The sequence below is a fragment of the Pseudoalteromonas sp. NH0006-46 genome, from assembly GCF_057547735.1.
Genome location: NZ_BAAJML010000009.1, coordinates 85,128 through 98,393, shown reverse-complemented (window position 1 = coordinate 98,393; position 13,266 = coordinate 85,128). Strand labels below are relative to the sequence as shown.

The following is a 13,266-nucleotide window of genomic DNA, read 5'->3' as shown; positions in this document are numbered from 1 at the left end:
GCTGGTTGAAACTGCTAAAACATCAAAGGTTAGGGAAAACTTAACTACTGTTAGCTAATTATTATCAACTAACATAAAACTGATAAACTGAGTTTATAAAGTAAAGGTGTATTGGGCTTAGTAATACACCTTTAGCATTATAACTACAATTTCATGGCGAAGGGGGGTATTCCTATGTGCGCTATGGTAAACCAAAGCCACTTTCAAACCCTTCACATACCATTACGCCGCTACTTTTTAATTCGATCATCGTTATTTAAAAAAAGATCAAAATATTAAACCCACTTGTTTGCTGTACTAACTCAGGCCTCTATTTACCAGAGCTTGTTTTTTAAGTTCCAATCAAAAATACAAATTGGGCCAATCGTTTTAAATACGGTGTATTCATTGGCATAGCTCAAAAAATAAGCCTATATTGGTAATTCAAAATAAGTATAAATATATAAGTAGTTGATTAAGCAACATTTGCATTAGTTAAAAATAGTATTACTTAAACAAATTAAATATCGCTTACGTAATTTTTACACCAAGAGGATTGAAAAATGAGCAACTCTAGCGCCGGAAAATGCCCAGTAATGCATGGCAGCAATACACAAACAGCTGGCCAAAATACAGATTGGTGGCCAAACGCACTTAATTTCGACATCCTACATCAACACGATACAAAAAGTTCTCCCTACGGCAGCGACTTTAACTACGCTGAAGCATTTAAAACCCTCGACCTAGAAGCCGTAAAAACCGACTTAAAAAACTTAATGACCCAAAGCCAAGATTGGTGGCCAGCCGACTGGGGCCACTACGGTGGTTTAATGATCCGCATGGCATGGCACTCAGCAGGATCGTACCGTTTATCTGACGGACGTGGCGGCGGTGGCACTGCAAATCAACGTTTTGCGCCTTTAAACTCGTGGCCCGATAACGCCAACCTCGACAAAGCGCGTCGCCTACTTTGGCCAATTAAAAAGAAATACGGTAACAAACTCTCGTGGGCCGATCTCATTATTTTAGCGGGCAACATGGCATACGAATCAATGGGCTTAAAAACCTTTGGGTTTGCCGGTGGCCGTGAAGATATTTGGCACCCAGAAAAAGACGTATACTGGGGCGCCGAAAAAGAATGGTTAGCACCAAGCGACGAACGCTACCAAAATGTAGATAAACCCGACACAATGGAAAACCCCTTAGCGTCTGTTCAAATGGGCCTAATTTACGTAAACCCAGAAGGAGTAAACGGTAAACCCGATCCGCTTAAAACCGCAGCACAAGTGCGCGAAACATTTGCCCGCATGGCAATGGACGACGAAGAAACAGCAGCCCTTACCGTTGGTGGCCACACCGTAGGTAAAACACATGGTAACGGAAAAGAGTCAAACCTAGGCCCAGAGCCAGAAGCGGCAGATATTTCAGAGCAAGGCATGGGGTGGAACAACCACAAAACACGGGGTATTGGCCGCGATACAATGACATCGGGCATTGAAGGCGCATGGACCACGCACCCAACAAAATGGGATAACGGCTACTGCGACCTTCTTTTAAACTACGAATGGGAACTGACAAAAAGCCCGGCAGGTGCTCATCAATGGGAACCTGTAAACATTAAAGAAGAAGACAAACCGGTCGATGTAGAAGACCCATCAATTCGTTTAAACCCAATAATGACCGACGCCGACATGGCCATGAAAATGGACCCAGCGTACCGTAAAATAATTGAGCGTTTTCATAACGACTTTGAGTACTTTTCAGACGTGTTTGCACGTGCATGGTTTAAACTCACGCACCGCGACCTAGGGCCAAAAGCACGTTACTTAGGTGCCGATGTACCAAGTGAAGATTTAATTTGGCAAGATCCAATTCCAAGCGTTGACTACACCTTAACAGATGCGCAAATCAGCGATTTAAAAGCAACATTGCTTAATTGTGGTGTAAGTGCCAGCGATTTAATTAACACCGCATGGGACAGTGCACGTACCTACCGAGGGTCTGATCACCGAGGCGGTGCAAACGGAGCACGCATTCGTTTAGCACCACAAAAAGAGTGGCAGGGTAACGAGCCAGAGCGCTTAGCAAGCGTGTTATCAGCGCTTGAAAAAGTGCAAGCAGAGTTAAGCACACCTGTAAGCATGGCCGATTTAATTGTACTTGGCGGCACAGCCGCGGTTGAACAAGCCGCTAAAAATGCAGGGGTAGAGGTTAACGTTCCGTTTGCGCCAGGGCGCGGCGACGCAACCGACGACATGACCGACGCCGAATCGTTCGACGTACTTGAACCGATTCACGATGGCTTTAGAAATTGGCTGAAAAAAGATTACGTGGTATCTGCTGAGGAGTTATTACTTGAGCGTAGCCAACTAATGGGTTTAACCGCCCCTGAAATGTCGGTGCTTATTGGTGGTATGCGAATGCTGGGTACCAACCATGGCGGCACACAGCACGGTGTATTTACAAATAACGTAGGCGCGTTAAGCAATGACTTTTTTGTAAACCTAACCGACATGGCAAACCGCTGGGAGCCAACCGGCAATGGCCTTTACAATATTGTAGATCGCGCAAGCGGCGCAACTAAATGGACCGCAACACGCGTAGATTTGGTATTTGGGTCAAACTCAATTTTACGCGCATTGGCAGAGTTTTATGCTCAAGACGATAATAAAACACGTTTTGTTCACGACTTTGTAAATGCATGGGTAAAAGTAATGAACGCCGATAGGTTTGATATTTAATAAACCTGAGCAACAGTTAAAAAGGAGCAGCAATGCTCCTTTTTTGTTTTTAAAAACAAGGCTGAACAGATGCACAAAGAGAAGCCATAGTAGCAGGATTAACTTATTTTGTAGACGTAGAGCTTGCTCACGTTAGAAGCGCAGCTTCTTAGCGGTTTAACAATATTTGTAAAAGCGTTGCTTTTAAACGCCAGCAAGCGGCGCGTCTACAAGTTAATTTAAACACTGCTTTGTAGACGAAGAGCTTGCTCACGTTATTAGCGTAGCTTCTAGCTTTATAAGTCATTTAGCTTAAATAAATACAATCCCAATATGGATATTGTCCGACATTTTTTGCAACGCCTGCTCTGAGTGGGTTAGCAACAATATAACGAGCTTGATTGATTAAATCTTTTTCAGAACGAAGCTGATGTTCAAAATAATTTTGCTGCCAAATTTTGCCTGTTGTTCCATTTAGCTTATTTATTTTTACAGTCGTTACACTTTTAAAGATTTTTATTACGTTGGCTAGTGAGCACTCTTTAAGCTGAAATAACCAATGTAGATGATCAGGCATTAATACATAGCAAATTGTATTAACTTTATTTTGCATATCCACAATAGCCTTTGCTGCAATACATGCATTGCCAAATTCTTTAAATAGAGATGCTCTATTTATGCAGCATATAGTCACAGAGTAGAACTCATTATTATTTGAAAAACGATGTGCTAATAATTTTGAGGAGTCATGCATCGGAGAGTCATATATTTTGGCTTTGTATAAACATAGATAAGAATTAATCTAAAACAAGTTTTAAAACGCGTTGCTTTTTCACGCCAGCAAGCTGTGCGTCTACAGGTTAATTTAAACACTGCTTTGTAGACGTAGAGCTTGCTCACGTTAGAAGCGTAGCTTCTTGTTTTTTAATAAGTTACCACCACAGAGCGCACCGAGGCGCTTCGCGCTACACAGAAAAAAACCGAGCAATAATTAGTCACTGCTCCTGCTTTTCTCCTTCACTTCTCGGTGGTAAAAAAATCACTTTATAACCCTTAAAAGCGTATTGCATAAAGAGAAGCGAATTAGGAGTAAATGAGTAGCAAAAGCAAAAGGGGTTATTTTAGTTTGTTTTTGTAAACGTAGAGCTTGCTCACGTTAGAAGCGTAGCTTCTTGTTTTTTAACAAGTTACCACCACAGAGCGCACCGAGGCGCTTCGTGCTACACAAAAAACACGAGCAATAGTTAATTACCTTTTGGTGATGATCTAATTACTTGTTTACTAATGCATTTAACCACGCACAAAAAAGGCGCTAACTAAGCGCCTTTTAAAAATAAACACCCAACGGGCTTATGCTTTTTTCTCTTCACAACTTGCAAGGTACTCATCAAACGTACCCTGAAAATCAATAACCTGCTTATCTTTAATATCAATAATGCGCGTAGCCAACGACGACACAAACTCACGGTCGTGGCTTACAAAAATAAGCGTCCCTTCAAAGTCTTTAAGCGCATTATTTAATGCCTCAATGGCCTCCATATCCATGTGGTTTGTTGGCTCGTCCATTACAAGTACGTTCACGTCTTGCATCATTAACTTACCAAATAACAAACGGTTTTTTTCACCACCTGAACAGTTACGCGCTTTTTTGTTTGAATCGTCTGAGGTAAACAACAAACGGCCCAACATACCACGAACCATTAAATCGTTATGCTTAGCTGTACGCCATTGCGACATCCAATCAAATAACGTTAAATCGTTATCAAAGTCTTTAGTGCTGTCTTGCGGGCAGTAACCAAAGCTCGCATTTTCAGACCACTTAATTTCGCCTTCATTACTTTTAAGCTCGTTAACTAAACAGCGTAAAAAAGTAGTTTTACCCACCCCGTTTTCGCCAATTACCGCAAGCTTTGCACCGGCTTCTAGTAAAAACTCACCGCCACTAAACAGTGTTTCACCATCAAAACCATGGCCAAGTTTGTTAACTTCAAGCGCTTGGCGGTACATTTTTTTGCCTTCGTCAAACTTTAACGACGGGCTCATACGGCTCGACGCTTTCACTTCATCAAGCTTAATTTTATCCATTTTTTTAGCACGCGAACTAGCTTGTTTAGCTTTAGAGGCATTAGCACCAAAGCGGTTAACAAAGTCTTGTAGCTCGTCAATTTCAGCACTTTTTTTAGCGTTTTCAGCCAATAGTTGCTCGCGTTGCAGGCCCGATGCCTCTAAATACTTTTCGTAGTTACCCGGGTAAATACGCAGCTCGCCGTAATCAATGTCGGCCATGTGTGTACAAACTGAGTTTAAAAAGTGACGGTCATGCGAAATAATAATCATCGTACATTTACGCTTGTTCAGCTCGTTTGCAAGCCACGTAATAGTATGAATATCCAAGTTATTGGTCGGCTCATCGAGTAGCAGTATGTCTGGGTTTGCAAACAAAGCTTGCGCCAAAAGCACACGTAGTTTCCAGCCCGGTGCAACATTTGCCATTAACCCGTAATGAAACTCTTTATCTATACCTGCTTCTATAAGTATCTCTTCAGCGCGGCTTTCGGCAGTGTACCCGTCCATTTCGGCAAATACACTTTCAAGGTCGGCCACTTTCATGCCGTCTTCTTCGCTCATTTCAGGTAACGAATAAATACGGTCGCGCTCTTGCTTAACTTTCCAAAGCTCAACGTCGCCCATAATTACCGCATCTACCACCGTGTATTGCTCAAATGCAAACTGGTCTTGGCTTAGGTTACCTACTTTTAAACCTGGCGTAATCGACACATTACCCGCACTAGGCACCAGTGCACCGCTTAAAATTTTCATGAAAGTCGACTTGCCGCAGCCGTTAGCGCCAATTAAACCGTAACGGTTACCGTTACCAAATTTAGCTGAAATGTTTTCAAACAACGGCTCTGCGCCAAACTGCATCGTAATATTTGCGGTGGAGATCAAAAAAGGTAATCCTAGAATTAGTACTGACAGGAGCTCGTTGCAGCAAAAGGCCACAAACAACATCAAGCAATAGGGTAAATTAGCTGGCGAATTATACAGATCAGCCACTACTAATGAAAGGTAAAAGGCAGCTAATTTATAACCAAAGCTAAACGCACACAAACGGTGCAAAAGGCCTTAAATTTACCCAATAAGCACGCAAGGTTAACTAATTTAAAGTATTAGTGGTTTTGGTAAATACGCTCAATAACTGCCTTATTATTAATAATATACGAGTTAATAACCGTTATATCGTCAGTGGTTACCGTTTTTTTACTCAGCATAAAATGCACATTATTTACATTTATAGGCTTAACCAACGCCGCCGGCATAATGTTTGAATACTGTTTAGTAAAGTGCTGCGCCACTAACGAATCATCAATTAAATAATTAATACGCTGCTTGTTAAGCATACCAAAACGTTTTTTAGACTCGCTCGTAAGTACAACCTGCTCAGCATACTGTAAGCGCAATTGCTCAAACGCCTCACCAAAAACACTTCCCCTGTTAACCCCTACAGTTAGCGACTGACTAAATAGCTGGTTAATACTGTGTACGTTGGGCGAGTCGGCATGTTTGTACAGCAGCATTTTTTCAACACGATAAGGTAACGTAAAGTAAGCATACTCTGCACGCTCAGCAGTTTTGCTAGCAGCAAAAATTAAATCAACACGGCCCTGTTTTAGCTCTTCAAATGCACGTAACGAGTTAGGCAGCACACTAAAATTTAAACAATAAGGTGAGCCTTTAAAAATAGCGTTAAGTACGTCTATTTCGGTACCACCCAGCGTATTGTTTTTTAATATGACGTAAGGCGGCCAGTAACTTTCGTTGGTAGCCACCGTTAACGTTTTAGTGCATCCCCAGGCATTAAATGCACTAAAAGTAACAAGGGTCATAAACAGCAATATTTTCAAACTACAGCCTTTTGTGAAGGGTTTTTAGTGTATGTATAGTTATAATTTTTCAAACAGTTCTTCTAATTGTGCTTTTCTGCTTTGTATTAATTTATTAACTTCAACTACATCTTGCAAGGTAGAGGTATTTTTACTCAGCATTAAATGAATAGAGCCTTTGTTAACATAGGTTGTGGTATTTACCCGCTTAATATTGTTTGACTGGCTTATAAAATACTCGCCCACTAACTGGTCTTCAATTATAAAATCGACCCGCTGTTTAGCTAATAAAGCAAAACGCCTTTTTGCCGCACCAGTAAAAATAATTTGTTTTGGGTAAATACGTTTTAAACGCTCAAATTGCTCGCCATAATAACTACCCGCATGAGCGGCCACGGTGTAGCCTTGTGCAAACGCATCTTGCAGGTTTTTAACGTTGTATTGTTTACTTGTATGCTGATACAACCACATAACCTCGTTGCGGTAACTATCCGAAAAATAAACATGCTCTGCACGTTTTTCAGTAAAGCTTGCTGCCCACCCTAAATCCATTCGGCCTTTAGTTTGTTCAACAAATGCGCGCTCTGTATTGGGTAAAAACTCAACCTGAACGCAATAAGGCGACCCTGCAAAAATAAGCCAAAGCGCCGTTACTTCTTTACCTTGTGCGTGGCCGTCAACATCAATAACGTAAGGCGGCCAATAGGTATCGTGCGACGCGACAAAAAACTTTTTTTCGCAAGCCCCACTCCCAAAAGAGAGGGCTACTAACAAATACAAACCGTATTTTTTTAATCTATGCATAATATCCCTCATGCTAGCAACGCAATAGGTACAGTATAAACCAGCCTTAAAATTTAGCCGTAAATTTTGTATAAGCATGTAAATAGCATCACTGGGTTTATAAAGTTATGTATTTATAATCAACGTGTTGGGAAGGCTAAGCTAACATGTTAAATTTTGTAATCGTTAAACTTGCAATGTGCGCGGGCGATTAATAAAAAGGGCGTATTAATTTAAAATATTCTACTACTAAGTCTATATTTTATTTATATGTTCCTGTAGATTAAACACCAATGAATTTAATATTAACAGCGGCTTAGCTGTTAAACGATTAGCCAAGGAGCGGGTGTATCGTGCCAAGTACCACACTCACTTACTACAATAACAACGCGCAAACCTTTAGCGACTCAACGCTTAATGTTGATATGTCGGCGCTTTACGCTGAGTTTTTACCGCTTACCCCTAAACACGGCCATATTTTAGATGCAGGCTGTGGCAGTGCCCGCGATGCTATGTATTTTAAACAGCAAGGTTTTACGGTTAGCGCGTTTGATGCAAGCCCAGCGATTGCAAAGTTAGCCAGTAATTACTTACAGCAACCTGTAGCGGTTAAAGCCTTTCAACAGCTTGAATGTGTAAATAAATACGATGGCATTTGGTGCTGCGCTAGTTTATTGCACGTACCAAAAGTAGAGTTACCTCAGGTGTTTTTAAAACTACAAAATGCGCTTAAACCGAATGGTGTTTTGTATGTATCGTTTAAATATGGCACGCAAGAGCGCGTGCATAATGGCCGTGAATTTACCGATTTAAATGAAGACGGCTTAACCGCGCTAATTACTCAGCACACCGAGCTTAAAATAATAAAACACTGGCAAACGATAGACCAACGACCAGAGCGCGAAAGTGAAGTGTGGCTTAATGCGTTAATTAAAGCTGTGCCTGTTTTATGATTGGCGCAATGCAGCAACAACTCGATTTTATTGCGTATATTCAACGCATGCTCGTTGAGGGTGATTTTAGCGCTACCTATAAGTTTGCGCTTTTACATGCCATTGCTGATGTATGTGTAGAACAGCCGTTGCTATCAGAGCAAAGCCAATTAGTAATCGAGTTGCCAACCCTTGCCGACAAACTCATTACCTTATACTGGCATCATGCAATGCCGTTTTCATCAGAGCACACCGGCGAAAGCGCCTTACTTAAGCAAAATACAGGCGCGCAATCAAAAGTAATTAGCGTATTGTTTGAATGCCAACAAAACAACATACGTAACTTTCGCCAGCTTAAGCAAAGCCCGTTTTATAAGCCCACGTTTAATGCGGCTATGGCAACACTAAAATCAGGACCGCTTTGGCGCTTACAAATCCTCGCCAAACAAGAAGAGTGCTTTTTATACCCACATACAAACAGCGCTCAATTTATTACGCTAAATGCAGGTATCGCGAGCTGCTTTAGGCGCTTTTACGATTTAGTTGTGTACTTAGCTAAAAATGCATGGCTTCAAAAAATTCAGAGTATAAAGCACAACCAAGCGCTAATTGGCCCGCAAAGCCAACTACAAGAGTTTTTATTTGGGGTAGACCGTAATGCACTTACCAAGGCAAAGCCTGTTTTAGTAGAGCTGCAATCAAACACGTGTTTTTATTGCCAAAAGCCAATGAAAAACGATGTGGAGGTTGATCACTTTATACCGTTTGCCCGTTACGCTAACGATTTAGGCCATAATTTTGTGGCAGCGCACCGAGCATGTAATAACAACAAACGCGACTTTTTAGCGGCGCAACAACACCGCGAACGCTGGCAAAATCAAAACTTGGTTGTTAACAGCCAAATTATTAGTAACGAACTAAATGCGTATTTTCACTGCGATGCCGATAAGTCACTCGCAGTGAGCAATTGGGCGTACCAAGTAGCGCAAGCAAACAGCGCTAAATTATGGCTCGCCAATAAAGACTATTTTGAACAAGCAAAGCCAACAGCCGATATAGTAACGTTTCCGCACGAAAACTTGGCTAAGCAAAATCAAGTTGCAGAGCCCGCAGTAAACATTAAGCCCATTGAACAAACATTAAAACTGCCGTATTTCCCCAATATTAAAATTGCTTGCGGGCATTTTAAAACAGGCGATAGCAGCGATGTTGAATATTTAGACGCGCCATTTGGTGCAGGCAAGCTTGACCCAAACGTGCATTTTTTAGCACGCGCTTCGGGCAACTCTATGAATGGTGGTAAACACCCAATACTTGATGGTGATTTACTGCTACTTGAGCTTATAACTTCCGATAGAGCCGGATCGCTACGCGGCCAAATAGTCGCGATAGAGCGAGATGATATCAGTGGAGATGGGCAGTATTTACTGCGCAAAGTTAATAAATTACCAAACGGGCAATATGAGCTAATAGCTCAAAACCCAGATTACGAGGTAATGATTGCAGATGAAAGCATGCGAACGTTCGCACGCTTTAAACAAGTGGTTGCAGAGTAGTTTATAGTCGCGCTTTAACTTGTAGGCGCAGAGCTTGCTCGCGCGAAAAGCGCAGGTTTTTGTTGATGAAGTTTACGGCGTTTATAAATTATGTTTTGGTGTGAAGATTTAAGGGATTAAGACCTCTATTCGAGGTTTTATCGCGTTGGCGATAGCAACCAAAGGGCGGCTGCCGCCGACCGCCCTTTGGAATCCCACGGCGCGCCCGAGGATCACACTTGATCTTCAACTTGCGTTAATGATGTGAACGTAACCAGCGTAGATAGGCCATCCATGGCCAAGCTACGCTTTGTACAGCATCCATGCTGTAAATTACTCATCATTAACTCAATTTCAGGTGTGATCACGGGGAATTTGGAGTGTGCTGGTAGATTGGTGTTCATAGCAAAATAAAGATATTTTAGATTCGAAGAAATCAAGGTGAAAAATGAAAATATTTAAAACTAGATATGTAATTGGTTTTCTATTATTTTCTTCGGTGTGTTGTGCGCAGCAGGATACTGAAGTTAAAATCAAAAAAAACGAAATTGATATAAAGACAAAGTATGAGCAACTTGAAAAGCAGTACCAAAGCTTAGAAACTCAACTTAAAGATTTACATCAATCTGTTAATGCTATTCAAGCCAATAATACTGAAATTGTAAATCACACTAGCGGCCTAGCAATAGATTTAGTCAATAATAGAAAAAAAATATCTCAAAATAAGCAGGATATTCAGCTGAATGTATCACAACATAGTTGGGGTAGTTTTTTACTTGCTTGTGTAGCAGTTATAGTCACTGTTTTAGGTGTCGGTATAGCATTACTGGCATTTTGGGGTTATAGAAATATAAAGACAGCGTCTGTAGATGCTTCGGTAAAAGATTCAATCATGCAATCAGAAGCTGCTTTAACTTTGGCGATTGAAAATGGTGATTTTAATGATGTTATAAATTCTGCTGTTGAAAGAGCTGTATATAGAGGTATTTTGTCAACAGAAGACTTTCCTGATAACTCTGAGGATTCCTAATATGAAAGTTTGTCAAGAATGGTACAGGTTAACCGATGAACAAGTTAATATTATTCTTAGTTTTCAACGCGAATTCCCGGTTAAAGTAGGTGCAATTGCTAATGCTTTTAATATAGTCGTTAAAAGGTCAACTTTAAAACCAGGGATTTCGGGGCAAATAAAAGAAGAAGATGGTACAGTGTTAATTAAGATCAATCGACATGATTCTTTAGGTCGTCAACGCTTTACTTTAGCTCATGAAATTGCACATTTTTTACTTCATCGAGATAAATTGAAGGATGGTATAGAGGACACTATTTTATTTAGGTCTGCTTTATCGGATAAATTAGAAGTTGAGGCAAATAGACTCGCAGCCGATATTGTGATGCCATTTTCTTTGATTGAAAGCATTGAATTTCCATCTAATACAAGACTGGAAGTTAAAACAGAGTATTTGGCTAATCTTGCTGAACTTTCAATACCTGCAATGGAAATACGACTAGGTAAAAAAGGATTTTAATATGTTTACAGATTTCAAATATAAGTATTCCCCAATTTTATCTATTAGTCCATCAGAACTTAACGCGTTGAAGGAGCTACCAAACAAAGATAAAGATTTAATTCTGCCGATATTCCCACTAAAGTCTTGGGCGACAACTAAGGAATTGAGCAAGACCATTGAGAAGATAGAGTCGACGATTGGGAAAAATAACTATTGGATCGCTGATATTGATTATTTAGATTTAGCCAAGAGAGATAAGGCTAAATACAGGCAGGTACATTTTGAACTTGAAGAGCTTATTGATTCGAGCAATGGTTATAAAAATTGGTGTGACTTTATAAAAGAGCATGATAACTGCATACCTTCTGTTCAATTGAAAGATTTAAGTGGGTTTGCTTATCAATTAAATACATTAGCTTCTTTGCAAAGAGGGGTGGTCGTTATAATTAAGCCTTTCGATATAGAATCAAAAGTAACTCAAAATATTTTACCTGAGCTCGTAAATATTCAAGACTTATTTATTGTCTTGGACTTAGAACAGATCACAAAAGCACAAGTTGATGCAAAAGAAGATATAGCTAATTATTTAAGAGTTATACAAGAAGCTTTACCAAATGCATTATTAAGCGTCTCCTCAACGTCTTTTCCTGATGGTTTTGGCGGTTATTATCGAAGCGTAAATACTATTTATGAACGAGCATTATACAATAAGCTAAAAATAGACTTTCCAGACTTAATATATTCTGATCGTGGAAGTACAAGAGCTACAAAAATGAGTGGTGGCGCGGGAGTCCCACCACCTAGGATAGATTATTCATGTAAGGATGAGTGGAATTTTATTCGTATGGAGTTTAGCGATGATAATGCAAGCTTATCTAGTGAGCTTAAAAAAGAAGAAAAGAAAGAATTATATACCTTAATTGCACAAAAAATAATGCTTGAGCCATATTGGGAGAGTGATTTAGGACTTTGGGCTAATTATATAATAGAACTAACAAGTAAAGGGGATGACTACGGTATTAATAACGCGATGAAAGCAACTGCTGTTCGAATCAATAAACACCTACATACACAACTCCATTATGATGAAATTCTGACTGTAGATGATACAGATGACGATTGGGTTGATTAATTAAGTGCTAAGTCAGGGAGTTCATTGACTTAATGTCATCTTTAAGATGCTGTATGTGAGAGTCGAAATCAAGCCAAAAGCTTCTAGCTTTATTAGCTTCTTCTTTTTGTATTGCTCTATCCCTGTGGTAACGACTTAAATAGCGAATGTGATTATTAGAGATACAATCATTACCAACCATTGCTAAAAAGTTACTGGATATTAGTGAAAATTTACGGTCAATCGTAGATAATACTCCCTTTCTTAAAGTACTATTGGGGATTGGCAGTAGTGCATTTTCAAGAGAGCTACGGGAGTTGTTTGAGTCGATTTTAACTTGAGAAGCTAATTTTTTCATATCAACTACATCCATGAAATCTAAGAGCTTTGAGTTCTCAATTTTTTTATTTAACTTTCCCCTTTTGATTACTTTTATTATCGGTTTTTTTACTTCCCATAGCCCTATATTATCAGGCACTAGAACTTTCAATTTTTTAATGAATTTGGTGTCAGCAACGACAATTACCTTATCAAAATACTTTTGATAAGTGCTCAATTGACCATTAAGCCTTGTTAGAGAATCAGCTTCACTTTTAATTTCAAAAGCGATAAGTTTACCTTCATGCAAAATTGCAAGATCTACTCGTCGAGCAAAGTTTCCAATTGTTAATTCATTCATCAACAATGTTTTTGAATTAATTAATTTTTTAGCTTTTAAACGGTTCAATATTAATGCTTTAATATCACTCTCAAGTAACCTTTCAGAACGACTCATCTATAAACTCAATACTTACAATCACATCTTAGATTT

The 13,266-nt window shown here is 39.8% G+C and carries 12 protein-coding genes; 6 read left to right on the top strand and 6 right to left on the bottom strand.

The features are described 5' to 3' along the window. Window positions 1-542: 542 nt before the first annotated feature. A complete protein-coding gene (katG, locus tag AC27I2_RS15950) occupies window positions 543-2,720 on the top strand; it encodes a catalase/peroxidase HPI (RefSeq protein ID WP_058405217.1) in 2,178 nt (725 codons plus the stop codon). Window positions 2,721-3,006: 286 nt separating this feature from the next. Here katG and AC27I2_RS15945 read toward each other — a convergent pair whose 3' ends face one another. The 4 genes from AC27I2_RS15945 to AC27I2_RS15930 all read right to left on the bottom strand — a co-directional run bounded on the left by AC27I2_RS15945 (window position 3,007) and on the right by AC27I2_RS15930 (window position 7,387). Further along, complete coding sequence (locus AC27I2_RS15945) at window positions 3,007-3,453, bottom strand: REP-associated tyrosine transposase (protein ID WP_082653628.1); 447 nt, start codon at window positions 3,451-3,453, stop codon at window positions 3,007-3,009. Window positions 3,454-4,049: 596 nt separating this feature from the next. Further along, on the bottom strand, window positions 4,050-5,648 hold the full coding sequence (locus tag AC27I2_RS15940) for an ABC-F family ATPase (protein ID WP_487204844.1): 1,599 nt from the start codon (window positions 5,646-5,648) through the stop codon (window positions 4,050-4,052). Window positions 5,649-5,869: 221 nt separating this feature from the next. Continuing rightward, on the bottom strand, window positions 5,870-6,604 hold the full coding sequence (locus AC27I2_RS15935) for a substrate-binding periplasmic protein (RefSeq protein ID WP_487204843.1): 735 nt from the start codon (window positions 6,602-6,604) through the stop codon (window positions 5,870-5,872). A 39-nt stretch (window positions 6,605-6,643) separates the two neighbouring features. Further along, window positions 6,644-7,387, bottom strand: a complete 744-nt coding sequence (locus tag AC27I2_RS15930; RefSeq protein WP_487204842.1) for a transporter substrate-binding domain-containing protein — start codon at window positions 7,385-7,387, stop codon at window positions 6,644-6,646. Window positions 7,388-7,719: 332 nt separating this feature from the next. Here AC27I2_RS15930 and AC27I2_RS15925 point away from each other — a divergent pair, with 332 nt between their 5' ends. Continuing rightward, window positions 7,720-8,319: a class I SAM-dependent methyltransferase gene (locus AC27I2_RS15925; RefSeq protein WP_487204841.1), complete on the top strand. Its 600-nt coding sequence runs from the start codon at window positions 7,720-7,722 to the stop codon at window positions 8,317-8,319. Further along, entirely contained in the window at window positions 8,316-9,854 is a 1,539-nt protein-coding gene (locus AC27I2_RS15920; RefSeq protein WP_487204840.1) for a S24 family peptidase, read from the top strand. Before AC27I2_RS15925 ends, AC27I2_RS15920 begins: the two co-directional genes overlap by 4 nt. Before the next feature lie 212 nt (window positions 9,855-10,066). Here AC27I2_RS15920 and AC27I2_RS15915 read toward each other — a convergent pair whose 3' ends face one another. Beyond that, window positions 10,067-10,237, bottom strand: coding sequence for a hypothetical protein (locus tag AC27I2_RS15915; RefSeq protein WP_487204839.1), 171 nt, complete (start codon window positions 10,235-10,237; stop codon window positions 10,067-10,069). Window positions 10,238-10,281: 44 nt separating this feature from the next. On the opposite strand from AC27I2_RS15915, the gene AC27I2_RS15910 reads away from it, so the two are divergent. Genes AC27I2_RS15910 through AC27I2_RS15900 form a run of 3 tightly spaced genes read left to right on the top strand, consistent with a single transcriptional unit; the run spans window position 10,282 to window position 12,476 of the window. After that, window positions 10,282-10,863, top strand: coding sequence for a hypothetical protein (locus tag AC27I2_RS15910; RefSeq protein WP_487204838.1), 582 nt, complete (start codon window positions 10,282-10,284; stop codon window positions 10,861-10,863). 1 nt (window position 10,864) lies between these two features. Next, window positions 10,865-11,362, top strand: a complete 498-nt coding sequence (locus tag AC27I2_RS15905) for an ImmA/IrrE family metallo-endopeptidase (protein WP_487204837.1) — start codon at window positions 10,865-10,867, stop codon at window positions 11,360-11,362. Between the two features lies 1 nt (window position 11,363). After that, entirely contained in the window at window positions 11,364-12,476 is a 1,113-nt protein-coding gene (locus tag AC27I2_RS15900) for a beta family protein (protein ID WP_487204836.1), read from the top strand. A 7-nt stretch (window positions 12,477-12,483) separates the two neighbouring features. On the opposite strand, the gene AC27I2_RS15895 is transcribed toward AC27I2_RS15900, so the two are convergent. Continuing rightward, window positions 12,484-13,230, bottom strand: a complete 747-nt coding sequence (locus tag AC27I2_RS15895; RefSeq protein WP_487204835.1) for a sce7726 family protein — start codon at window positions 13,228-13,230, stop codon at window positions 12,484-12,486. Window positions 13,231-13,266: the final 36 nt, after the last annotated feature.

Excerpts from the sequence above, each read along its gene's own strand:
- katG (WP_058405217.1), top strand. The coding sequence starts at position 543 with ATGAGCAACTCTAGCGCCGGAAAATGCCCAGTAATGCATGGCAGCAAT.
- AC27I2_RS15945 (WP_082653628.1), bottom strand. The coding sequence starts at position 3,453 with ATGCATGACTCCTCAAAATTATTAGCACATCGTTTTTCAAATAATAAT.
- AC27I2_RS15930 (WP_487204842.1), bottom strand. The coding sequence starts at position 7,387 with ATGCATAGATTAAAAAAATACGGTTTGTATTTGTTAGTAGCCCTCTCT.
- AC27I2_RS15920 (WP_487204840.1), top strand. The coding sequence starts at position 8,316 with ATGATTGGCGCAATGCAGCAACAACTCGATTTTATTGCGTATATTCAA.
- AC27I2_RS15915 (WP_487204839.1), bottom strand. The coding sequence starts at position 10,237 with ATGAACACCAATCTACCAGCACACTCCAAATTCCCCGTGATCACACCT.
- AC27I2_RS15910 (WP_487204838.1), top strand. The coding sequence starts at position 10,282 with ATGAAAATATTTAAAACTAGATATGTAATTGGTTTTCTATTATTTTCT.
- AC27I2_RS15905 (WP_487204837.1), top strand. The coding sequence starts at position 10,865 with ATGAAAGTTTGTCAAGAATGGTACAGGTTAACCGATGAACAAGTTAAT.
- AC27I2_RS15900 (WP_487204836.1), top strand. The coding sequence starts at position 11,364 with ATGTTTACAGATTTCAAATATAAGTATTCCCCAATTTTATCTATTAGT.
- AC27I2_RS15895 (WP_487204835.1), bottom strand. The coding sequence starts at position 13,230 with ATGAGTCGTTCTGAAAGGTTACTTGAGAGTGATATTAAAGCATTAATA.